At 65.3% G+C, this 23,200-nt stretch carries 19 protein-coding genes; 10 read left to right on the top strand and 9 right to left on the bottom strand.

Annotated elements, in window-relative coordinates; translation table 11 throughout:
• The first annotated feature begins 138 nt into the window (after positions 1 to 138).
• Positions 139 to 2,472, top strand: a complete 2,334-nt coding sequence (locus tag HL671_RS28535) for a xanthine dehydrogenase family protein molybdopterin-binding subunit (RefSeq protein WP_172240903.1) — start codon at positions 139 to 141, stop codon at positions 2,470 to 2,472.
• 84 nt (positions 2,473 to 2,556) lie between these two features.
• Here HL671_RS28535 and HL671_RS28530 read toward each other — a convergent pair whose 3' ends face one another.
• From HL671_RS28530 to HL671_RS28515, 4 genes are all read right to left on the bottom strand, one after another.
• Positions 2,557 to 3,642 carry a tetratricopeptide repeat protein gene (locus tag HL671_RS28530; RefSeq protein WP_210264141.1) on the bottom strand — a complete coding sequence of 362 codons (1,086 nt, stop codon included), beginning with the start codon at positions 3,640 to 3,642 and terminating at the stop codon, positions 2,557 to 2,559.
• Positions 3,643 to 3,650: 8 nt separating this feature from the next.
• Complete coding sequence (locus HL671_RS28525; RefSeq protein ID WP_148221541.1) at positions 3,651 to 4,829, bottom strand: tetratricopeptide repeat protein; 1,179 nt, start codon at positions 4,827 to 4,829, stop codon at positions 3,651 to 3,653.
• A 72-nt stretch (positions 4,830 to 4,901) separates the two neighbouring features.
• On the bottom strand, positions 4,902 to 6,290 hold the full coding sequence (locus HL671_RS28520; protein WP_172240897.1) for a sensor histidine kinase: 1,389 nt from the start codon (positions 6,288 to 6,290) through the stop codon (positions 4,902 to 4,904).
• A complete protein-coding gene (locus HL671_RS28515; protein WP_012046528.1) occupies positions 6,265 to 6,930 on the bottom strand; it encodes a response regulator transcription factor in 666 nt (221 codons plus the stop codon). Before HL671_RS28515 ends, HL671_RS28520 begins: the two co-directional genes overlap by 26 nt.
• A gap of 120 nt (positions 6,931 to 7,050) precedes the next feature.
• Between HL671_RS28515 and HL671_RS28510 the strand changes: the two genes are divergently transcribed.
• The 6 genes from HL671_RS28510 to HL671_RS28485 all read left to right on the top strand — a co-directional run bounded on the left by HL671_RS28510 (position 7,051) and on the right by HL671_RS28485 (position 11,979).
• Complete coding sequence (locus tag HL671_RS28510) at positions 7,051 to 7,830, top strand: ABC transporter ATP-binding protein (protein WP_172240894.1); 780 nt, start codon at positions 7,051 to 7,053, stop codon at positions 7,828 to 7,830.
• 17 nt (positions 7,831 to 7,847) lie between these two features.
• Positions 7,848 to 8,714 carry an ABC transporter permease gene (locus HL671_RS28505; protein ID WP_172240891.1) on the top strand — a complete coding sequence of 289 codons (867 nt, stop codon included), beginning with the start codon at positions 7,848 to 7,850 and terminating at the stop codon, positions 8,712 to 8,714.
• 41 nt (positions 8,715 to 8,755) lie between these two features.
• A complete protein-coding gene (locus tag HL671_RS28500; RefSeq protein ID WP_172240888.1) occupies positions 8,756 to 9,772 on the top strand; it encodes an ABC transporter substrate-binding protein in 1,017 nt (338 codons plus the stop codon).
• Between the two features lie 175 nt (positions 9,773 to 9,947).
• The gene (locus HL671_RS28495; protein WP_012046524.1) at positions 9,948 to 10,559 is read left to right on the top strand and encodes a LemA family protein; all 612 of its coding nucleotides are present in this window, start codon (positions 9,948 to 9,950) and stop codon (positions 10,557 to 10,559) included.
• A gap of 15 nt (positions 10,560 to 10,574) precedes the next feature.
• Positions 10,575 to 11,471, top strand: coding sequence for a TPM domain-containing protein (locus HL671_RS28490; RefSeq protein ID WP_172240885.1), 897 nt, complete (start codon positions 10,575 to 10,577; stop codon positions 11,469 to 11,471).
• Between the two features lie 10 nt (positions 11,472 to 11,481).
• A complete protein-coding gene (locus HL671_RS28485) occupies positions 11,482 to 11,979 on the top strand; it encodes a TPM domain-containing protein (RefSeq protein WP_172240882.1) in 498 nt (165 codons plus the stop codon).
• A gap of 156 nt (positions 11,980 to 12,135) precedes the next feature.
• Here HL671_RS28485 and HL671_RS28480 read toward each other — a convergent pair whose 3' ends face one another.
• A complete protein-coding gene (locus HL671_RS28480; protein WP_012046521.1) occupies positions 12,136 to 13,119 on the bottom strand; it encodes a helix-turn-helix transcriptional regulator in 984 nt (327 codons plus the stop codon).
• A gap of 84 nt (positions 13,120 to 13,203) precedes the next feature.
• Between HL671_RS28480 and HL671_RS28475 the strand changes: the two genes are divergently transcribed.
• Positions 13,204 to 13,848 (top strand): glutathione S-transferase family protein, encoded by a 645-nt coding sequence (locus tag HL671_RS28475; protein WP_172240879.1) that lies wholly within the window; start codon positions 13,204 to 13,206, stop codon positions 13,846 to 13,848.
• Between the two features lie 276 nt (positions 13,849 to 14,124).
• Here the strand turns inward: HL671_RS28475 and HL671_RS38540 are convergent, their stop codons facing one another.
• A complete protein-coding gene (locus HL671_RS38540; protein ID WP_168167933.1) occupies positions 14,125 to 14,865 on the bottom strand; it encodes an FkbM family methyltransferase in 741 nt (246 codons plus the stop codon).
• 1,164 nt (positions 14,866 to 16,029) lie between these two features.
• Between HL671_RS38540 and HL671_RS28465 the strand changes: the two genes are divergently transcribed.
• Positions 16,030 to 17,733 (top strand): hypothetical protein, encoded by a 1,704-nt coding sequence (locus tag HL671_RS28465; protein WP_172240876.1) that lies wholly within the window; start codon positions 16,030 to 16,032, stop codon positions 17,731 to 17,733.
• A 204-nt stretch (positions 17,734 to 17,937) separates the two neighbouring features.
• Positions 17,938 to 19,476 carry a hypothetical protein gene (locus tag HL671_RS28460; RefSeq protein ID WP_172240973.1) on the top strand — a complete coding sequence of 513 codons (1,539 nt, stop codon included), beginning with the start codon at positions 17,938 to 17,940 and terminating at the stop codon, positions 19,474 to 19,476.
• Position 19,477: 1 nt separating this feature from the next.
• Here HL671_RS28460 and HL671_RS28455 read toward each other — a convergent pair whose 3' ends face one another.
• The 3 genes from HL671_RS28455 to HL671_RS28445 form a co-directional block, all read right to left on the bottom strand.
• On the bottom strand, positions 19,478 to 20,686 hold the full coding sequence (locus HL671_RS28455; protein WP_172240873.1) for a CaiB/BaiF CoA transferase family protein: 1,209 nt from the start codon (positions 20,684 to 20,686) through the stop codon (positions 19,478 to 19,480).
• Between the two features lie 279 nt (positions 20,687 to 20,965).
• The gene (locus HL671_RS28450; protein ID WP_006609369.1) at positions 20,966 to 21,166 is read right to left on the bottom strand and encodes a cold-shock protein; all 201 of its coding nucleotides are present in this window, start codon (positions 21,164 to 21,166) and stop codon (positions 20,966 to 20,968) included.
• 255 nt (positions 21,167 to 21,421) lie between these two features.
• The gene (locus tag HL671_RS28445; protein ID WP_012046514.1) at positions 21,422 to 23,155 is read right to left on the bottom strand and encodes an adenylate/guanylate cyclase domain-containing protein; all 1,734 of its coding nucleotides are present in this window, start codon (positions 23,153 to 23,155) and stop codon (positions 21,422 to 21,424) included.
• Between the last annotated feature and the right edge of the window lie 45 nt (positions 23,156 to 23,200).

The raw sequence follows: 23,200 nt of genomic DNA, 5'->3' as shown, positions 1-23,200 counted from the left end.
CCCCCTAAAACATTGTTTGTGGCCATGGATTTGGGGCTCGCGCTGACGCCCGTCCCGGAATGACGGCAGCGGTTGTGTCGACCGGCAAATCCGCTAAAAAGCATGCAATTGCATTTGAACTTACCCAAGGACTGACGAATGAACATTCTTCCCAACAATATGCGGTTCGGAGCGGGGCAGCCCGTCAAGCGCCTGGAGGATCAGCGGCTGCTCACCGGGAAGGGGCAGTTCATCGACGACAAGCCGGATGACGGCGCGCTGTGGCTTTACGTGCTGCGCTCGCCGCATGCGCATGCGAAAATCCTGTCGATCGACACCGCTGCGGCGCGCGAGATCGCGGGCGTGCAGGCGATCTATACCGGCGCCGATCTCGTCGCCGACGACGTCGGTACCATCCCGACGCTCGCGATCTTCAAGCGGCCGGACGGCAAGCCGATGACGGTGCCGCCGCGTCGCCTGCTCGCCCATGAGGTCGTCCGATACACCGGTGAGGCCGTCGCGGCCGTCGTCGCCACCTCGCGCGTGATCGCGCAGGAAGCCGCCGAAGCGATCGTCGTCGACTATGAGGTGCTGCCGGCAGTCACCGATCCGGTGCAGGCGCTCGAGCCTGGTGCGCCCGTCGTCTGGGCCGAGGCGCCCGACAACATTGTCGCCGCGATGAGCTATGGCGATGCCGCCAAGGTCGAAGAGGCCTTCGCCAGCGCCCCGCACAAGGTCTCGCTCGACATCGTCAGCCAGCGCCTGGTGCCTTCGGCAATGGAGCCGCGCTCGACGATCGCCGAGATCGAGAAGAAGACCGGCCGCCTGCTGCTGTATGTGCAGTCGCAGACGCCGGCCTCGACCCGCGACGTGCTGGCGGAAGCCGTGCTGAAGCGGCCGAAGGAGAGCGTGCGCGTGCTGGTCGGCGACATCGGCGGCGGCTTCGGCCAGAAGACGAACCTCTATCCCGAGGATGGCATCGTCGCTTATGCCGCCACCAAGCTGGCCAAGAAGATCCGCTGGCGCGCCGAGCGTACGGATGAGTTCGTCGGCGGCACCCATGGCCGCGACCTCACCTCGACCGCCGAGTTCGCGTTGGACGCCAAGGGCAAGGTGCTGGCCTATCGCGTGCGCTCGATCGGCGCCACCGGCGCCTATTCGTCCGGCGCGGCCAACATCATCCCGCTGGTGCTCGGGCCGTTCGTGCAGACCGGCGTCTACGATTTGCCGCTGGTGCATTTCGAGGTGAAGACGGTGATGACGCACACCGCGCCGGTCGGCGCCTATCGCGGCGCCGGACGCCCCGAGGCGGTGTTCATCGTCGAGCGCCTGTTCGATACGGCGGCACGCCAGATCGGCATCGATCCGCGCACCATCCGCAAGGCGAACTACATCAAGCCGGCGCAATTGCCCTACACCAATGCGGTCGGCCAGGTGTATGATTCCGGTGCCTTCGCCCACATGCTGGAGCGCGCCTCCAAGCTCGCCGACTGGGACGGCTTCAATGCGCGGAAGCGCGAAGCCAAAAAGCGCGGTATGCTCTACGGCCGCGGGCTGACCAGCTACATCGAATGGACCGGCGGTCGCGCACACACCGAGAAGGTGTCGCTGCACGCGACGTCCGAGGGCCGCGTGATCCTGCATTCCGGCACTATGGCAATGGGGCAGGGGCTGCAGACCACCTACACCCAGATGATCTCCGACACGCTCGGCATTCCCTTGGACAAGATCGACGTCGTGCAGGGCGACACCGATCTGGCCACCGGTTTCGGCAGCGTCGGCTCGCGCTCGCTGTTCGTCGGCGGCACGGCAGTGGCGGTGTCGTCGAACGACCTGATGACGAAGGCCCGGGAAAAGGCATCGAATCTGCTGGAGACGGCGGTCGAGGACATCGAATATCGCGACGGCTTTCTCACGGTCGTCGGCACCGACCGCCGCATCAGCCTGTTCGAGATCGCACAGAAAGAACAGGGCGCCAAGCTGTCGGTCGACAGCGAGGGCGAGGTCGACGGCCCGAGCTGGCCGAACGGCACGCATATCTGCGAGGTCGAGATCGACCCGGAGACCGGCATCAGCCGTGTGGTGCGCTACACCACGGTCGACGACGTCGGGGTCGCGGTCAATCCGATGCTGGTGGCCGGCCAGATCCATGGCGGCGTCGCCCAGGGCATCGGCCAGGCGCTGTACGAGAACGTCGCCTATGATGCCGACGGCCAGCTCCTGACCGCGACCTATCAGGACTACTGCATCCCACGCGCCGACGACGTGCCGCCGATCGTCGTCACGCTCGACGATTCCGCGCCCTGCAAAACCAATCCGCTGGGTTCGAAAGGCTGTGGCGAGTCCGGTGCCATCGGCGGCCCGCCCTGCGTCACCAACGGCGTGATGGACGCGCTGTTCGAACTCGGCATCACCAACCTGCAGACGCCGCTGACGCCGGAGAAGGTGTGGGCTGCGATCCGCGATGCCAAGGCAAAGAAGGCTGCGGCCTGACGATGAGCGATGAGACCGCCCGCGCCCGTCCGCTGCAAGCCGGTGCGCGGGCGCGGCGGTCACCACGTCACAGCAGGTGTGATTCTATCCGCGAATGGTGATGCCGCGGCCGCAGGCGTTGTTGATGAAGCAGGCGCGCAGCGCATCGTCGAGCTGCTCGGACCGTTTCCCGTCCAGACTGACGTCTGGAAAACCGTGACCCCGCAGATAGACCTGCATCTGTAGAACGGCGCGATGGCCGCCCAGCGTGACGATGGTTTCGAGGTCCTGCTTGGCCTCCGGCTCTCGCCCAATGCGGGTCAGGATCAGAGCGCGCTGCACGAACATGTTGACGAGGTCGGGCCGCACCGGGCCGGGAAGGACGCGCTGCCCCGGCGGGCCGAGAACTTTGTTCAGGTCGGCAAGCGCACCGTTGTCGTCTCCCATGCCGGCCAGAATCGTCACCCGCATCTGCAAGGCCTGGAGATCGGACCCGGCCGCGAGCAGCGCATCGAGGTCCTCCTTGGCGCCAGCCGTCTTGCCGCTCTGCAGCCGAATCTCGGCGCGCGTCATGCGCGGTCGCCGCTCGTCGGGCTCAAGCGCGATGGCGGAATCGAGATCCGCTTCCGCCTGCTCCGGTCTGCCGCTCCGGTTCGACAGGAGGGCGCGGATCCAGAGCGCATCGACCGACAAGGGATTGAGCGCGAGGGCCTTGGTGGCCAGTTCGAGTCCAGCCTGATCGTCCTGACCGATCAGGATGAAGGCCATGGTTGCCAGCGCATCGGCATTGTCGCCATCGGCCTGCAGCGCCGCCGTCACGTCGCGGGTGGCTTCGGTAAGCTGGGCCGGGATTCTCAGCCGGGCGCGGAGCAGCAGGGCCGCTGCGTTGCTGGGCTGCTCGGTGATCGCCGTATCCAACTCTGCGATGGCTTGCGGCAGCCTGGCAATCTCGGTGAGTTGCCGGGCGCGGAGGACGCGCTGCTGCGAACGGACATCCGCGGGCAGAGTTGCTGAAATCTCCAGCGGATCGCATTCGCCGCGTGCTCTGGCCGGATAAGGCAGCTTGCATGTTCCGAAACTGAACGAGCGGATCGGGCCGGCCGTACCCAGCGTGTCTTCGGCGCGCGAGGGCGTACTCATCAGCTCGGCAATGAGCATGAGCGGAATCGCGAAGCGCATGCGGAATGTCATCGGCGGGCTCACTTGCAGAGCTTGTCGAGCATGCAGGCGCGGATCGCGTCCTTGAAGTCGGGCGTCAGTTGGTCCGGCGCTTCGCTCGATCGCCAATAGCCGGCTGTGCGCAGCGCGACGACCGTCTTCTTGAGCGCGGACTCCTCGGTGGTCACGGCCTGGATCATGTCATCGAAAGCGAGGTCGGTTTCGCCGAGCTCCCGGTGCATCAATGCGCGCATGCGAACGGCTTCGCCGGACGGAGGAAAGATCCCCGCAGCGCGATCGAACTCCGCGAGCGCTTCCCGAAATTGCTGGCGCTTGGCGAGAATGAGTCCAAGGTCGAAGAATGTCTCATATTGCTCGGATCCGAGCGATTTTGCTTCCTGCAGGTCGGCAAACGCCTGCTGCTCGCGTCCGGGCGTGTAGGTCAGTAAATGACCTCGTGCCGTGAGCGACATGGCGGATCGGCGATAGGTCACAGCGGCGTTCAGGTCCTGCTCGGCGCGATCAAGGTGACCGAGCATCCAGTGGATCCGGGCGCGGTTCTTCAGAGCGATGAAATAGAAGTCCAGCCGATTGCCTTGATAGTCGAAATAGGGCTTGAGATTGATCTCGTCGGGACCGAGCCCAACCAGAGCATCAGCTGTCTTCAATGCCTCGTCGAAACGGCGCAGGCCCTGATTGCTGGTGCTGCTGAAGAGCAGCGCATACTGGTTTCTCGGGGCGATCGTCAGCGCCATCGCATAAAAGCGGATCGCGGTGCGGTAGTCTCCGGCGTCCTCATACCCGGCGCCCACGCGCCACATCGCGTCCGGGTTCGACGGGTTGAGCGTCAGCACCTTCTCGATGAGTGATCTGCCCAGAGTGCCGTCGCCGAGACGGAGCGCTGTCGATGAGCGCGATAGCAGCAGCTCCTCATCGGTGGGAAGGAGCGCGATCGCCGCATCGTAATCCTGTGCCGCGAGGGTCCAGCGCTTGGTATAGTAGTAGCCCGAACCCCGGACCGAGAGGGCGCGGCCGCGCTCGGCGGCCGGTTTGGCGCCATCGGCGATCAGTCTGGAGCAGGCCGCGATGACGCTCTCGGGATCGCTCCTGAGCTGCGACGCCACACACTCGCCAGTATCCTGCGCGGCCGCCGTTCCGGGGGTAGCGAATGCCAGAAGGACGATGGCTGCAGCAAATTGGCGAATGGCAGGTCGGATCATCGCGGCTCCCCGAAGCAGGGCAACCGAATATCGGCAATTTTCAAAAGGGCGTGTAATGAAACAACTAAAGGTTTAGATATGGCGCGCGAAGGGCGAAGCCGGGATCTCGAACCGCACGCTGAAATCGCCAGCGCCGCCCGCAAACCGCAAGCTCCCGCCATGGGCCTGCGCGACCTCGGCGGCGATGGCCAGGCCAAGCCCTGAGCCATGCGATCCATCGCCTTTCTGGAACGGCGACACCAGATGCTGCTGCGCCTCGGCTGCGATCCCCGGTCCGTCGTCCCACACGACGATCGCGACATGCGCCGCCGCTCGCTCCACCCTGACCATCAGTCGCGTTCGCGCCCCATGCGCCAGCGCGTTGTGAATGAGATTGGCGAGCGCCTCGCGCAGGCTGATGGCATCTGCGGCGATCACGGTGTCTCCCTCCGACGGGACGAAGCTGACGGAGACCTCGCGATCCAGCGACAGTGGCACGCTCTGCGACAGCACCGACTTGGCCAGCGCATTGATGTCGGTCGCCGCAAAACGCGGCGCCTGGGCGCGGTGCTGGATCATCGCGTGATCGAGCAGTTGGCTGGTGAGCCGGGCGAGGTCCGCGATGCGGCCACGGAGCTTGTCGAGCGCCTTCGGATCCCTGGTCTGGTCGGTCAGCAGTTCGACCTCGGCGTCAATGGCCGCGAGCGGCGTGCGCAATTGGTGGGTGGCGTCGGCGATGAAGCGCTGCATCAGCGTGATGCGCTCCGACAGGCGCTGCATGAAGCCGTCGATGGCGCCGACCAGAGCGCGCACCTCGCGCGGGGGCATCATGGCGATGGGGCTGAGATCATCCGGGCGTCGCCTGACGATCTCGGCCTCGATCCGCGTCAGCGGGGCGAACACCAGCCGGAGGCACAGCGCGGTCGCGACCAGCGCCAGCAGGCTCATCGCCGCGATCAGGCCGATGGCCTTCGACGCCAGATCCCAGGTCAGGCTGTCGCGGGCGCGCAGGGTCTGCGCCAGCACGATCGCGCTCCAGCCGTCGCCCGGCGCACCGTCGAGCCGGCGTGCCACGGCGGCAATCCGCACCGGCTGGTCGCGATAGACGCCGTCGCGCAGCACGACGCCCTCCCGGAGCGCCGCAGCCGGCGCGCTGATGGCGAGATCATCATAGCCGGCGACGACGACGCCGCGCGGATCGGTGACGCGATAGAACACCAGATCATACGCCGATAATGTCGCGAAGGCCGCGGCCGGCGGATCGAGCGTCACCACGCCGCCCTGCATGTAGATGTTCTCGGCGATCTGCACGGCGCCGCCGGCGAGCAGCCTGTCATAGGCGTCGCGCGCCGCGGTCGCGGCATATTGCCAGGCGGCGAGGCTGAGCACGACCGCGCCCACGGCCAGGATCGCGCCGATCGCGATCAAGAGCCGCGCGCGCAACGATGTCCTGATGTCACGAAGCGTGGAGCTGATAGCCAAGGCCGCGCTCGGTCTTGATTTCGACTGTTGTTGCCGCCAGCTTGCGGCGCAGCCGCGCGATGAACTGCTCGACGGCGTTCGGGCTCGGGTCCTGGTCGAAGCTGAACAGCTGCTCGACCAACTCCTCCTTGGCGACGTAGCGGCCGGGCCGCGCGGCGAGAATTTCCAGCACGGTTAGCTCGCGCCGGGTCAGGTCCAGCGGCTGGCCGGCGACGCTGGCGGTGCGGCCGGCGCGGTCGATCACCAGCGGCCCCAGCGTCAGCAGATTGTCGGACTGCCCCGCAGCGCGCCGCAGCAGCGCGCGGGCGCGCGCCTCCAACTCGCGATAGTCGAACGGCTTGATCAGATAATCGTCGGCGCCGAGGTCGAGTGCGCCGATGCGGTCGTCAACCGCGGAGCGCGCCGTCAGTACCAGCACCGGCGTGCGCAGGCCGCGCTTGCGCAGATGCTTGAGCACGGCGAATCCGTCCATGTTCGGCAGCATCACGTCGAGCACGATCAGGTCATAGGTCTGCACCTCGATCAGCTCGCTCGCGGTCCGGCCGTCCTTTTCCCAGTCGACGGCGTAGCCGATCCGTTCGAACCGGCTGGTCACGGCGGCGCCGATCTCGGGCGTGTCTTCCACCAGCAGGATGCGCAAGGTCTCGTTGTCCGCCTCGGAGTCAGTTTCGCGTCAGTCTCCTCCTCTATCACTTCGAATAAGGGCGCCGAAGTGCACCGGGCGAAATTTCGCACTGCAATATGAAGGAGGGGAGGACGCATGACCGTCCATCAATCGCAATCCCAGTTCGAGCCGCTGCTCTCGGTCGAGGGCGTGACGCTGCAATACAAGACGCCGGACACGTTGGTCACGGCGACCTATCGCGTCGATTTCAAGGTGTTCGATTCCGACCGCTTCGTGCTGCTCGGCCCCTCCGGCTGCGGCAAGTCGACGCTGCTGAAGGCGATCGGCGGCTATCTGAAGCCGACCGAAGGCCGTATCCGTCTCAAGGGCCACGACGTCACCGAGCCCGGGCCGGACCGCATGATGGTGTTCCAGGAGTTCGACCAGCTGTTGCCCTGGAAGACGGTGCGCGAGAATGTCGTGTTTGCGCTCACCGCCAGCGGCCGGTTGGGTGCGGCCGAGGCCAATGAGCGGGCGAAGTCCTATATCGACAAGGTCGGCCTGACCAAGTTCATCGACTCCTATCCGCACATGCTGTCGGGCGGCATGAAGCAGCGCGTGGCGATCGCCCGGGGCATGGCGATGGAGCCGGACGTGCTGCTGATGGACGAGCCGTTCGCTGCATTGGATGCGCTGACCCGGCGCAAGATGCAGGACGAGCTGCTGCAGCTCTGGCAGGACACCCGCTTCACGGTGCTGTTCGTCACGCATTCGATCGAGGAGGCGATCAAGATCGGCTCGCGCATCCTGTTGCTGTCGCCGCATCCGGGCCGCGTCCGCGCCGAGCTCAACAGCGTGCCGCCGGGCACGATGGGCTCGCCCGAGCAGGTCGCGCTCGAAGGCCGCATCAACGACATGCTGTTCGGCCATCACTGAAACACGAGGAGAGCATCATGAGCGAGACGCTGGCGCTGCGCCCCGAAATCGTCAATGCGGAGACGCCCCTCGGCGACGTCAAGGTCGAGGCGAGCCTGTCCATCATCGAGCGGATCTACCATGTCGCTGGTGTCCGCAAGGCCATCATCCTGGTGGCCTTGGCGGCGCTGTGGCAGGCCTATGGATTGTGGCTCGGCAACCCCTTGCTGTTTCCGACCTTCACCGACACCCTCTCCGCGTTCTTCGAGAACATCGCCAATGGCGTGATTCCGGCGCGGACGCTGGTGTCGCTGGAGACGCTGCTGATCGGCTACGGCATCGGCATCGCGCTCGCGGCCGTGCTGACCACGATCGCGATCGGCTCGCGGATCGGCGCCGACATGCTGGAGGCGCTGACCTCGATGTTCAATCCGCTGCCGGCGATCGCATTGCTGCCGCTGGCGCTGATCTGGTTCGGCCTCGGCAAGGGCAGCATCATCTTCGTGCTGGTGCATTCGGTTCTGTGGGCGATCGCGCTCAACACCCATTCCGGCTTCCGCTCGGTCTCCAACACCTTGCGCATGGTCGGCTTGAACTACGGCCTGCGCGGGCTGAAGCTGGTGCGCTTCATCCTGATCCCCGCCGCCTTCCCGGCCATCCTCACCGGCCTGAAAGTCGGCTGGGCCTTCGCCTGGCGCACTCTGATTGCGGCCGAGCTGGTGTTCGGCGTGTCCTCCGGCGCGGGCGGCCTCGGCTGGTTCATCTTCGAGAACCGCAACCAGCTGGAGACGGCGAACGTGTTCGCCGGCCTGTTCACCGTGATCTTCATCGGTCTTGTCGTCGAGAACGTCGTGTTCGCTACGATCGAGCGCAAGACGGTGCGGCGCTGGGGCATGCAGCACTGATTTCGGCTATAACCATAACAACAAGGGATAAGGAGACGAACATGTCCTGGAGCAAATCACTCGCGGCGGCGGCGATCGGTGTTGCCGCGCTGCTCGGCGCCACCGGTGCGTCGCTGGCCGAGGTCAAGGAGGTCAGGCTCTCCAAGGGCTATGGCATCCTCTATCTGCCGCTGATCGTGATGGAGGATCAGAAGCTGATGGAGAAGCACGCCGAGAAGGCCGAGCTCGGTCCGTTCAAGGTGAGCTGGCAGCTGCTCGACGGCGGCAACATCATCAACGATGCGATGATGGCCGGCTCGCTCGACATCGCCGGCACCGGCGCGCCCGGCTTCATCACGCTGTGGGCCAAGGCCAAGGGCATTCCCGCGGTGGAGGTGGTCGGCGTCAGCGGGCTCAGCTCGACCTCGCTGTGGATGAACACCAACAATCCCGAGATCAAATCGCTGAAGGACTTCAAGGCCGGCGACAAGATCGCGCTGCCGGGCATCAAGACCTCGCTCTCGGCCGTGATGCTGCAGATGATGGCGGCGCATGAGTTCGGCAAGGAGAATTATGCCAAGCTCGATCCGATGACGGTCGGCCTGCCGCATCCGGAAGCGGTGGCGGCGCTGATCTCGGGCAAGACCGAAATCACGGCGCATTTCACCTCGCCGCCATTCTCCTATATCGAGCTGAAGGATTCCAAGATCCATCGCGTCGCCAATTCGGCCGACGTGCTCGGACGGCTGACAATGGACGTGGTATTCGCGCCGAAGCGCTTCGTGGATGCCAATCCGAAGGTCGTGCAGGCCTTCCTCGACGCGCTCGACGAGGCCTGCACCCTGATCGCCAACGACAAGGCCGCCGCGGCCGAGATCTATGCCCGCACTGCCAAGGTGAAGACCACCAAGGAGGAGGTGCTGGAGATGCTGCAGGACAAGGACACCTGGTTCTCCGCGACGCCCGAGGGCGTGCTCAAGATCGCCGAGTTCATGCACGGCGTCGGCTCGATCAAGGTCAAGCCGGCGAGCTGGCAGGACATGTTCGTGACCCAATTGCGCGACCGCAACGGCAGCTGAACGGCCTCTTGCGGGGCAACTGATACGCATCCGCATGGCGATCGCCGCCCACCGGTTCCCTGAACCCGCGCCCCGGCCGCCGAGACACATGTCCGGCGGCCGGTGCCGTCATTGCGCCGTCGCCAAAGCTGTGCTGTGTGAGGGCGGCACAACCGGACGAACAGGGGGACGCGCAATGCGGAAATTGCTGACCGTGCTGGCGGCGCTGATGACGCTGAGCCTGACCAATTGCGGCTACAACGCCATCCAGACCAATGACGAGCAGGTCAAGGCGGCCTGGTCGGAGGTGGTCAACCAGTATCAGCGCCGCGCCGATCTCGTGCCCAACCTCGTCAACAGCGTGAAGGGCTTTGCGCAACAGGAAAAGGACGTGCTGCTCGGCGTTACCAACGCCCGCGCCAAGGTCGGCAGCGTCCAGGCCACGCCCGATGTCGTCAACGACCCCGCGGCGCTGCAGAAGTTCCAGGCGGCCCAGAGCGAGCTGACCGGCGCGCTGTCGCGGCTCCTCGTCGTCACCGAGAACTATCCGCAGCTGAAATCGGATGCGCTGTTCCGCGACCTGATGTCTCAGCTCGAAGGCACCGAGAATCGCATCACGGTGGCGCGCAACCGCTACATCAAGGCGGTGCAGGAGTATAACGTCGGCATCCGCACCTTCCCGAACAATCTGACGGCGATGGCGTTCGGCTACAAGGAAAAGGCCAACTTCACGGTCGAGAACGAGCGCGAGATCTCGGTCGCGCCGAAGGTCGACTTCAACGCGCCGTCCCCCCAGCCCTCGAAATAGCGGGAGCGGTTCCTCTTGCGCGCATTGTCGGCCGTCAAGGCGCTGCTGGCGACGCTGCTGGTCTGCCTCGCGACGATGGTGCTGGCCGACGTCGCGGTGCCGCAGCTGACCGGCCGCGTCGTCGACCAGACCGGCACGCTGTCGTCGTCGGACATCGCGGGCCTGACGCAGAAGCTGAAGGATCTGGAGACGCGCAAGGGCAGCCAGGTCGCGGTGCTGATCGTGCCGACGACGCAGCCGGAGACGATCGAGCAGTTCTCGATCCGCGTCGCCGAGACCTGGAAGATCGGCCGCAAGAAGGTCGATGACGGCGCGCTGCTGGTGGTCGCCAAGACCGACCGCAAGCTGCGCATCGAGGTCGGCTACGGTCTCGAGGGCAGCCTGACCGACGTCACCGCGCGACGCATCATCGACGAGGTGATCACGCCGAAATTCCGCCAGGGCGATTTCGCGGGCGGCATTGACGCCGGCGTCGATCGCATCATCGGCGTGATCAATGGCGAGACCTTGCCGGTGCCGCAGCCGCAGGCGTCGCATGGCACGGATCTCGACTTCGACTCCCTCACATCGTTCGCGCCGGTGGCGCTGTTCGGCGCGCTGGTGATCGGCGGCATCCTGCGGACCCTGCTTGGCCGCCTGATCGGATCGCTTGCGACCGGCGGCGCCATGGGCGTGATCGCCTGGCTGCTGGTGGGATCGGCCGGGCTGGCGGCGCTGTCGGCCATTGCCGGCTTCGTCATCGCCTTCATTGCCGACAGTTTTGCCGGGATGAATACGCCGGGCAGCCCCCGTCGCGGCGGCTGGACGAGCGGCTCGTCGGGGGGCTGGAGCAGCGGCAGCTCCAGCGACAGCGGCAGCTTCTCCGGCGGCGGCGGCAGTTTCGGCGGCGGCGGCGCCTCGGGCAGCTGGTGAGGCGGACGCAATGAGCATCACACGGATCGGCCGGCATCTCCTGCAGCATCATTGGCAGCTCAAGCGCATCTTCACGCCGGACGTGCTGGCGCGCATCGAGCAGGCGATCCAGGATGGCGAGCGCAGCCATGCCGGCCAACTGCGTTTCGTCGTTGAAGGCGCGCTCGACGGCCGGCCGCTGTGGCGCAACCAGCCGCCGCGCGAGCGCGCGCTCGACCTGTTCTCGCATCTGCGCATCTGGGACACCGCGCACAACAATGGCGTCCTGATCTACCTCCTGCTCGCCGACCGCGATGTCGAGATCATCGCCGACCGCGGCATCCACGCAAAGGTCGGCGCCGCGCGCTGGGAGACGATCTGCCGGGCGATGGAAGCGGAGTTCAGGCAGGGACGCTTCGAGCAGGGCGTGATGCAGGGCATCGCCGCCGTGTCCGCCGAGCTGGCGAAGCACTATCCACCGCACGCCGGCGATCTGAACGAGCTGCCCGACGCGCCGGTCGTGCTGTAGCCCCGATTCTACCGGTCGCGCTCACTGGGGCTGGACCTGAGCGGGCACCGCTCTCGCCCCGTCATTGTGAGCGCAGGAAGCAATCCGGAGTCCTTGCTGGGTCCTGGATTGCTTCGCTGCGCTCGCAAAGACGTGGGGAAGGCGGTGGTCTAAAATTTATACCGTCGTCGCAGAGCCGGCGTAACGGTTTGCCATGGCCTGCGCCAGCTCGGCCATCTTGGCGCGGAGCTCGGGCGGATCGAGCACTTCCGCCTCGGCACCAAAGCGCAGCAATTCGCCGGCGGCGTGCCACAGCGTCGTCCCTGTGGGAATGATCGCGATGCGCCAGCCCTCGGCATCGGTGCCGTCGGCGAGCCGCGTGCGCGCGCGCACATAGGGCTGGCTCCACACCTCCAGCAGCTTCACGCCGAGCGGTGACAGCCGCACCGTAGCCTGCTTCGGATGCAGTTCCGCTTCCAGCCGCTCGGTCGCGGCGCGCCAATAGGCGGCGAGATCGAATTCCGCCGGCCGCGTGAATGTCTCGTCCGTCACGGTGCAATCGAGAATGCGCGCGACCCGATAGGTGCGCACGCTGCGCTCCACTTGGCCGGCGAGATACCAGCTGCCGCCCTTGAGCACGAGGCCGAGCGGCGCAACGCGGCGGCGCTTTTCGGCGCGCCAGCTCTGATAGCGGATGTCGATCAGGTGGTCGGCGAGCAGCGCGTCGGCAATCGCGCGCAGATGTGGCGGCTCCTCGGCCTCGCCGAACCAGCCGGGCGCGTCGAGATGGAAGCGCGCCTGCATCCGTCCGGCATTGGCTCGCAGGTTCTGCGGCAGCGCCGCGACCAGCTTGGTCTGCGCCGCGTTCATCGCGCTGTCCAGGCCGAGTGCTGCGGCGGGGCCGGGCAGCCCGGCCATGAACAGCGCATCGGTCTCGGCTGCCGACAGCCCGTTCAGCCGCACGCGGTAGCCGTCGAGCAGGCGGAACCCGCCTTCGGCGCCGCGCTCGGCATAGACCGGGATGCCGGCGGCGGCGAGCGCGTCGATGTCGCGATAGATCGTGCGCACCGACACCTCGCAGGCCTCCGCGAGCGCGGGCGCGGTGACCTGGCCCTTGGCCTGCAAGGTCGTGAGGATCGAGAGCAGACGGCTGGCGCGCATAGGCCATCAAACCATACCTGACATGGATTGTCAGGTATCCTGTGCGACAAGCTCCCCGTCGCAACGATCAGGGAGGAGACCATCATGTCCGCCGACGACAAGATCACGCTGTATTATTCACCGCAGACCCGCGCCGCCGGCGCCCGTGTCCTGCTCGAGGAGCTCGGCGCGCCCTACGATCTGCGCGTTCTCAACATGAAGGCGGGCGAGCAGCGCAAGCCGGAATTTCTCGCCATCAATCCGCTCGGCAAGGTGCCGACAATCGGCCACCGCGGCCAGATCGTGACCGAGCAGGTCGCGATCTTCATCTACCTCCCCGATCTCTTCCCGCAGGCCGGGCTGACTCCGGCGCTCGACGATATCAGGCGCGGGCCCTATCTGCGCTGGATCGCCTATTATGGCTCGTCGTCCGAGCCCGCGGTGATCGATCATTTCATGAAGCGCGATCCCGCGCCGGTGACGCAGTCGCCTTACGCCGACTACGATACAATGCTCGGCGCGCTGGAAAAGCAGCTCGCCGCCGGGCCGTATCTGCTCGGCGAACGCATGACCGCCGCCGACATCCTCTGGGGAATCGCGCTGAACTGGACCATGATGTTCGGCGTCGTGCCGCGGAACGACGTCTTCGTCCGCTACGCGGAACGCATCACCGCGCGCGCCGCGTTTCAGCGCGTAACCGCCGCCGATGTCGAGATGGCCGCGCAGCACGCGGCGGAATGCGCGGGCTGATCGCGCCTGGTCGTGTCCCCCGTTCGGCGGATGCCGTGACAGTCCGGAGGAGTCACGGCATCCACCGGGCGAGACATGATTGAGCGAATGGCGAGGCGGGGATTGCGCGGGTCAACGCTTTCGGCGAGTTCGATCGAACTCAGTGAATGTGACAAGATGTCTGTCGGATTAGCAGATCGCTGCACTCGCACCGCTGGAACGTAGTCGTCCGGAAACAAAAATCTATGCCAGATCGAGTCCTCGCGCCCGGCCTGATCCTGCAGCGCAATCGTTGACTCAACCGCTGCGGCACACGGTCAATTCGCCGCAGTGCGAGAGTGCAAAGCCCCGTCGTTCGATGGCCGCGTGAAATGTGCGTTCCGCGTGGTCTCCGTGGAGCTCGATGACGATGTTGTCGACATGATCGATCCATTCGTCACACGCCGAGCTGAACAGCGCGCTCTCTGAGCCTTCGATATCGATCTTGAGCAGCGAGATGCGCTGTTGCCCGGCGAGCGCGATCAGCTCCGGCATGGTCACCGCTGCGACAGGCACGGAGTCGTCGTTGGCTTCGATGCGTCGTCCCCACTCCGCTCCCTGCATCATCGTCCGGCGATCGAAAGACAGCCGTTCCTTGCGCGGCCAGATGGCGGCCTGCAGGGTCTTGCATCTGTCGCCATAAGGCTGAACGTTGCGCTGGAGCAAGGCGAAATTGCCTGGGTCGGGTTCGACCGCGATCAATGTGCAGCTTGGAAATCTCGACAAAAAATAGGCTGACGAGTAGCCTGCATTGGCGCCCAGGTCGAGGATCACGTCAGGATTTCGCAGATCGTCCAGGCATCTATATTCGCGCTCGATAAGGATCTGGTTGAAGACGCCCAGGTCGCTCGTTCCGCGTCGCGCGATGACTGCGTGGTCCAGGTGTTTGGACGTCAAACGCAGGAGATCCGAACGTCGTCGCTTCTGGATGACGAAGTTGATCGTTGGGAAAATGCCAAGGCTTTCGACGGCCGATCTGTAGAAATCTGTGCGTTTCACGGGAAGCCACTGCCTGAAATATCGCGCCAAGCTACGTCAGGTTTCGACGTCCGCCAACGTCTAATAATTGGCCGCCGGAGCAAGGCGTGCGTCGCCAGACCTGTAAGAAGGTGAGCTGGGCAAGTGGCGCGGAGGTTTCCCGATGATGACGTGCTCGGCGAAACGCCTCGGACGCTCGTTGTAATTCGGCGCGAGGCGGTCCATGCCAGCGAGCAGCTTGCGGGCCGCGCCGCTAAGGAGACGGTGCCGCAGGCCGTCGTACTATCCGTCTCTCTCTCACGAAGATTTCGGCGAGATGCTCACGGTGGGAGCTGTCCACAAGGAGGCCGCGCCTGCCTCGTAGCTACGACGAACTTTCTCATGCACGACGCGGTGCATAGGCCATCCTCTCTTTTCGTAGTCTCCCAGCCCGACGAGCAATTCCCGCATGCACGCTCTGCACAAACTGCTCCTCGAGCCTGTTTGTTGCATGCTTGGCGGCTTGTTGTGTCGGGTAAATCACTACGATGATCCCGGCTATCCCGCCTGCAATGAAGAGGGCGTTTCGGCCGATCGTCACGAGGCGTAGCAGCGGGGAGCGGTGGACGTCGCGGACTTGGGGTTCTGCGCGAGCGGGCCGACGAGCGAGTCCGGTGCGGACGGTCAAGTCGGAGGGGCCTTGCATCCCGATGCCCCGATGCCACGCTTGCCTCGGCGCTGATGTGCTGCGCAGTCAACGGAGACCAGAAAGCCAGGCGCACCGGGGAGACTACGAAGCAGCCGCTAAATCATCGCGCAGGGAAGGCCGGTCGTTCCGGCTGTGCCTGTGGTTCCTTCCCCGTGATTTTTGTTCACACGGGGGCCGCGGGTGCCTGTCGGCACTCGGTCTTCCCTGCGCCCTCCGAACACATGGAGGCGGTGACGACGGCAATGCCTGGGCCTGGCGGCCGCGAGAGGCTATGGTGCTCGGCCCATCGTGGATGTCGTGGACGCGTGTCCTGCGGGCGCGGCCGTTAACGATGAATATTCAAGCACCGCTTGCCACATCTGCTCCACTTTATCGGCGCAAATCCGCCCCGGATGAATTCCTAAAACTCACGTAAGCCCAGGAAAAGTAAGATTTTGGCAATCAATCAAACGCTAACAATGGTTACCAAGGGCTGAACGTCATCTGGAGACTTGAACGTGAGCGAGCAAACGGCCGAACAGACCAGCCTTGGCATTGCCTCTCTTGGCGTCGCCGGAGTTGAGCCGGCGCTGAAGACCTCGGCGTCCCCCGATGTTGTCGATATCGCCGTGCCGGCGATCGCTCCGGCCGCACAGCCGATGATCGCGCCCGATCACGAGGCCCCCGGCGCCGATCACCCGGCAGTCGAGGTCAAGGCCGAGGCCATCAAAGCCGAGTCGCTGAAGACCGAAATTGGCAAGACGGAGCCGAAGCGACTGGATCTGGTCAAATCCGACAAGCCGAGGCTGGAGCCGGTCAAGGTCGATGCCGCTCCGACGCCCGTCAACGCGAGCGCTCCCAAGTCACCCGCGACCATCCTTGACCTGATCAGGACCGAGCCTGTCAAATCGGAGCCTCTCAAGACCAGCGCCGCCACGGGTGAGCTGCTCAAGGTTGAGACACCCAAGCTGTCCATGCTCGCGGCAAACGCCCCGAAGATCGGATCGATGGCAGCCGCCGCGCCGAAGCCTGAGGCTCAAGTGAAGGCTGAGACCCAAGTCAAGGCTGCAGCTGGCGCAAAGCCGGACGGCTCCGTCACGCCAGTGGTGACCGCCAAGACCGAGCCGTTTGCAAAGCCCGATGTTTCCGTCAAGGCGGAGGCCAAGGTGGAGGCTGCAGCCAAGGTCGAGACGAAGTCCGAGCCTGTGGCGAAGCCTGACACGGCGGCGCAGCGCCCGAATGGTCCGCGTGACGCGAAGGCGGAGCCAACCAGCACCAAGGCTGGCGCGGTGTTCGACAAAGCGACGGCCTGGGCCAAATCGAACTTGGCGTCGAAGTTCAAGGCCGAGCCGTTCAAATTCAATGCGAGCTCCAAAGCGCCGACGACGGCCGAGGCGCCTGCTATCGCGATCCTGTCGCAATCGGGAAAGCCATCATCCGCTCCGCTCGCCCCCGCTGGCAGGCTCCGCCTGCCGGCCGTTGCCGCGACGGTGCTGCTGGCGATGGTGGTCGGCGGCGTGGCCGGTGGCCTGGTGACTGCAACCTTGATCAGCCACCCCAACGCGGCGACCGTGGGGGACACGGCGGGCGCCACGTCGGATCCGACGCTCGCAGCCACCGTGTCGCGGATCGATAATGATGTCGCCGCGCTCAAGGCCAGCCTGGAGCAGACCAACCAGACCAGTCTCGTCGAGCTGAACAAATCCGCCGAGCGCCTGGACCGGCTCGAGAAAGTGCTGGGCGAGCTGTCGACCAAGTCGACGGGCAAGCCGAGCGAGCTGCAGCGGCTGAGCGACGCCGTCGAACGGCTGCGCGCGGCGCAGGCATCGGCGACCGCGCAGCCGGCAGCGCGCGACAATACGGCGCCGGGGCAGCAGGCCGTCGGGGCCATCAATGCTGCCGCGCCGCCTGCCGGAGTGGCGAGCCGCCAGGAGGCGAACCGGGCCGAGGCGCCGAGAGCGGACACGAGCCGGGCCGAGGCCGCGCGCGCCGAGGCACCGAGGGCCGAGGCCAACCGCGCCGACACCGCCAAGCTGCGCGTGCTCGATGGCTGGGTCCTGCGCGATGTCGGTCGTGGCGGCGCGTTGATCGAGGGCCGCGGCGGTCTGTACGAGGTCTATGCGGGCGATCCCGTGCCGGGTCTCGGCAAAGTGGATGCGATCCGAAAGCAGGACGGCCGCTGGGTGGTCGTGACCACCAAGGGACTTGTCGTTTCGCGCTGATCGACCACATCTACTGATCGACCATGTCTGTTGCGTGAAGCGAATATTGCGAGGCGCATCACCGCGACGTGAGGCGCCGTGCCGCATATTAGCGCGTTGCCGCCGCCTTTCGGCTATCTTCGTTTCGTAGCAAGCCGGCGCGCGGCGGGGCCTCTGGCCCGGTTCGTGCGGTCGGTTCGAACGAGGAGGCGCATCTTGCGACCGTTGCTGATTGGCTTGGCCCTGCTGTGTTGCAACTCGCTTGCTCATGCCGACGAGGCTGCGCCGCTCGAGCGCGGCACCGCCATCCTCGAGCCGTTCGCGCTGCGTGAGCTCGACAAGGGCCCGTTCGGCCTCGGCCGGATGCTCGCAACCGGCAGCGATGCGACCCTGACCAGCGCAACGCTGTTTGCGCTGCCGGCGATGCAGCCTATCCGCAAGGCGCTCGATGCCGAGTTCGACCGCTATGTCGAGAAGCACAGGACGACGCTGCCGAACGAGAGCATCGGGGTCGGCACCTCCTATGCATTCCAGCTGTTCGACCGCGCCGTGCTGGATGCGCCCGATACCCGTTTTGTGCTGGCCGGCGTCGTCAACCGGATGGATCGCGCCTTCGTCGATCCCGACCATTGCGGCGAGGTGCGGCTGCTCTACAGGCTGACGCGGACGACACCCCCGGAAGCAAAAGGCGGCGAGTTGGCGTCGCCGCGGCTGCCGATGACGCTGAACATCGTGCTCAAGGCGCGGAGCGACGAGCAGGCCCGGAGCAACGCGCCGAGCTGCGCCGACATCGCCAAGCGCTGGCTGGCGACCTCGGACCTGCAGCTGACAGGGCCCGAGCTGGCCGCAAGACTTGTTGCGCCCGACGGGCCGCTGGCGCTGATCAGGCCGGAGAACATCCACCGCATCGAGACCAATTTGCAGATCGCCCATGCGCCGAAATCCGACGTTCGCGATTTCCGCACCGACTACATGATGAAGGTGTTCGACTATCAGTCTGCCAGCGGCACCTTCGAGGAGGCGGTGCTGGAGGACCAGGTCGACCGCGACCGGCTGCTGGTGGATGCCGCGCTCGCGCGCGAGTTCAAGGCGTGGCTGCTCGATCCCGTGCATCTTGGCGAGCTCGACCGTGGCACGGCGGTGATCCCGGACAAGTTCCTGGCCAAGGTCGCCGTGGCGCCCACGCCGGTCGGCTTCGTCAATTCCGATTTGTTGCCCGCTTATGGCCTGGTGCAGGGAGATTCCAGCGGTCCTGCTCCGCTGTTCACCCAGGCCGACGTGGTCGGCGCGCTCGAACAAGCGGCCGCGCAGGGGGGGAGGCTGCAGAACATCCAGACGGTCGCGGGCTTCGAGCGCCGCCTCAACGATTCGAGCTGCGGCGGCTGTCATCAGACGCGCGGTATCGGCGGCTTCCATTTCCCTGGCGTCGACTGGATGGCGGAGAAGCCGTCCAACACTGTTGTGGTGCCGGGCTCGCCGCACTTCTTCGGCGATCAGGTGCGCCGCCGCGATATCCTCACCGCTCTTGCCGAAGGCCGCACGCCGGACTTCTCGCGCGGTTTCGCCAGCCGTCCGCAGCTGCGCGGCAGCGACGAGCTGGCCGGCACCGTCTACAATGACGGCTGGGGCGCGCATTGCTATGCGGGCCGCACCGATCCTGCAGAGAATGACAAGAGCTTCTCGACCTGGACTTGCGCCTCGAACCTGTCCTGCCAGACCGGGCCCGCGACGCGCTTCGGCATGTGCTTCATCGCGACACGATAGGTCAGGCGACCGCGCCGCGTGCGCGCAATTCGCGGATGGCCTGGTCGTCGAAGCCGGCTTGCCGCAGAATGTCGTCGCTGTGCTCGCCTAGTCCCGGCGGCTTGCGCGGGACGACCTTGCGCTGGCCGTCGATCCAGATCGGGCTGTTGACCGTCAGCATGGTGTCGTTCTCGAACGGCACCAGCACCTCGTTTTCGATCATCTGCTTGTCATGGGGGATGTCGTCGAGAATGCCGACCACCCCGAACACCAGCCCGCTGCCATCGAGAATCCTGCGCCACTCCGCCAACGGTCTGGTCGCGAACACCGCGTCGAACTCCTGGATCAGCTCGACCGAGCGCGCGTGGCGGTCGGCCTTGGTGACGAAGCGCGGATCCTCGATCAGATCCTCACGGCCGAGGCAACGGGCGAGAATCGGCCACTGCTTCTCCTCGTTGAGCAGCGACAGCATGATCCAGCGGCCGTCCTGGCATTTGTAATGGTTGGCCACCGCGTTCAATGCGCGCTCGCGCGGCCGTCGCTCGACGAAAGTCGCGCCGCACAGCTTCGCCTGGGCCAGGACCGAGGCTGCCCAAACTCCGTTCGCCATCAGGTTGGAGGCGACGTGGCTGCCTCTGCCGGTCCGCTCGCGCTGATACAGCGCGGTGACGATCGCGCCGTAGAACGCCATCGCGCAAGGGTGGTCGCCCATTCCGGCCACCGAGCGCGCCGGTGTCGTGCTTTCGTCGGCGCGCACCAGATCCATCAGGCCGGACCGCGCCCAATAGGCGTTGCTGTCGAAGCCGGGCTTGTCGGCTTCCTCGCCCTTTTCGCCATAACCGGTGAACGACGCATATATCAGCCGCGGATTGAGCGGCGCGAGTGTCTCGTAGGTCAGGCCGAGCTTGGCCCGGACCGAAGGGGGGTAGTTCGTGATGAAGACGTCTGCCTCCGCAACAAGCCGCCTTAGGACGGTTTGGGCCTCTGGCTTCGCCAGATCGAGCGCGATGCTGCGCTTGTTCCGGGCTTCGAGATACCAAGCATAATTATGCTCGCTGCGCGGATAGCCGGGCAGGTTCGGCAGGTTGCGATAGGGATCGCCGGCGCCGGGCGGTTCGATCTTGATCACGTCGGCGCCGAAATCGGAAAGCACCGTCGCCGCGGCGGGAGCAGCAATGAAGCTCGCGCAATCCAGCACTTTCAGGCCGTGAAAAATGCCCTTCTCATCCATGAGACGCTGCTCCCGTTTTTTGCTTTCCGCGCGCTGGAATTTTGTTCTTTGCGCGGCTTGATGCCCATTTGACTCATGTCGGGCCAGCAAGGCAATGGCGGGAGGGAGCTGAACCTACAAACAAGTGCAAGCTAAAATGCATGACAATATCAGGAGCGGACACCGCTCCTGTCTGGTTCCTCGTGGCTCGTGTTGTGCTTGCTCGGCAAGCGGCACGATGTGCGCCGAAGGGCCGTGAGGCAGGGGGGCCATGAGGCAGAAGGCGCGCGAGCTCGTCTATTACACTTTCAGGTTCTCGGCCGAGCTCCTGCCGCGATTGGCGATCTCTTCGTACTCGATCGTCTGGCCTTCGTTGAGGGTCGTGAGCCCGGCCTTCTGCACTGCAGAGATATGGACGAAAATGTCTTTGCCCCCGGCCGCGGGCTGGATGAAACCATAGCCCTTGGTCGGGTTGAACCACTTGACCGTACCTTTAGCCATACGTTGCCTCCGCGGGATCAATCCAGATCGAGCCGGCGGTCCCCGCAAACCGTCAGGCCCGAAATTAAGGATACTGCGGTTGGGACGGCCTTGATAGCGCAAACAGCGGGCGCTTTCGGCCCCAATTGATCGATATCGTGGCGGCTTTGCGGCTTTTGGCTGCCGCGCCGCCCACCGCTTCGCCAGCCGCCGCCCAACCGCGGCAACCATTCTCGTATGACAGTTGATGGCGCAAACAGGTTCAACGCCGATCTCTCACGCAACCGCGCCTTCATCGGATGGCGTCAACGCCGCGATGTCGGCGGCCTCCATCGCGATCCGGACGCGCATCGGCTCGGCGCGGCCGCGGATCTCTACCTCCTGCTGCGGCAGCGAGCCGTGCGCAATGCCGGCCCGCGTATAGACATCCTCCGAAATAATGAACTGGCAGCCGAGGGATTTGGTCATGTCCTGCAGCCGCGAGGCGACGTTCACGGCGTCTCCCAGCGCGGTGAAGACCATGTGGTCGCGGTAGCCGATCTCACCGACGATCACTTCGCCACCGTGGATGCCGATGCCAAAACGCAGCGGATCCTGCAGGTCATGGCTGAGAACCTGGTTGAGCGCGGCGATGTTGGCCGCGATGTCGCGGGCGGCCTGAATCGCCTGACGGCAGGCCAGGTGAGGGGTTGCCGATAGTCCGAACAGCGCGAGCATGCCGTCGCCGACGAACTGATTGGGCTGGCCGCCATTGCGCAGCACAGCCTGGGAGACGGCTTCCAGAAAGCGGTTGACGATGAACACGACGTCGAACGGCAATCGTTTCTCGGCGAGGCTGGTCGATCCGCGCATGTCGACGAACAGGCTGACGAGATACCGTTCCTGTCCAATGCGGGTCCTTGGCTTGCCGCGCTCGCCGGAGGTCAGGTTGGGCATGAAGAGCTGAAAGAACGAGAGATCGGCCGTCGGGCGCAGCTGACACGCCAGCCTGATCGAGGGATCGGCGGCACCGACTTGGGACAGGACGAAGGCCTCGCGGGGCGACGGCGCCGGCAGCGCAGTGTGATCGCCGATCACCCTGATCCGGCAGGTCGAGCAGCGCGCACGGCCGCCGCACATGCTGGCATGCGGCACGTTGTTGCGCTGACTGGCCTCGAGAATCGAAAGCCCCTTGGGCACCCGGACGATGCGCCCATTGTTGTAGGACAATGTGATCATGCCGCCGCGGCGTTCGCTGATGGCCCTGACGCCGCGTGCCGCGAGCACGGCGCCGATCAGGCCGATATAGCCGATCAGGAAGCCGTTCATGATGGTCTCGAGCGCGGCCTGCTCCGAGGGGATCCCGGTCTGCCGCGATGTCAGGTTCTCGGCGCGCCATTCCATGGACGTGCTTGCAGCGATCACGTCACGGCCGCCTCGATAAAAGCCGAGCAGCGCCAGCGTTGGGATCAGCACGGCACAGGCGAGAAGCCAGGGCGCGGCTCGCTCATAGAGCGGCTTGAGGCGGAGCCAGGCATGCAGGCCGATGCAGCCATGGGTCCAGGATGTCAGCAGTGCCGTGGTCATCAGTCCGACCCGCCAGGGCGGTCCGGCCCAGTAGGAGTACAGGACCTGCGGATAAAACTTCTCGTGCCCGTACAGCGTCTGACCGAGGCGGACGCCGGCGATATGGGTGAAGATCAGTGCCGGGATGCTGAGGCCGAGCACGAGCTGCAGCGGCTCGATGAGGCTGCGGCTGAACTGCCGGCGCTGATAAAGCGCCCACAGGCCGAGGCCGCCATGGATGAGAACCGCCGCGTAGAACAGCACTGCGACCGGCAGGAATTGCCAGAATGCCACGTGATAGGACAGCCCCGCGGCGAGCGCATGCAGCGACACATTGCCGAGCGCGTGATTGAGGAAATGGCTGAGCAGGTAGCTGAAGAGAATAATGCCGCAGATCAGCCGCACCTGACGCAGGCCGATGCCGCGCAGCGCCGTTCGCAGATGATGAGAAATCGAGATGGTCATACGGCCCGTGTGGTCATGAACAGTGATGCTAGAGATTTATTCCCT

The organism is Bradyrhizobium denitrificans (genome assembly GCF_013179005.1).
GTDB lineage: Bacteria > Pseudomonadota > Alphaproteobacteria > Rhizobiales > Xanthobacteraceae > Bradyrhizobium > Bradyrhizobium denitrificans.
Note: the sequence above shows the minus strand (reverse complement) of the source record. Positions and strands in the feature narration are given on the sequence as shown.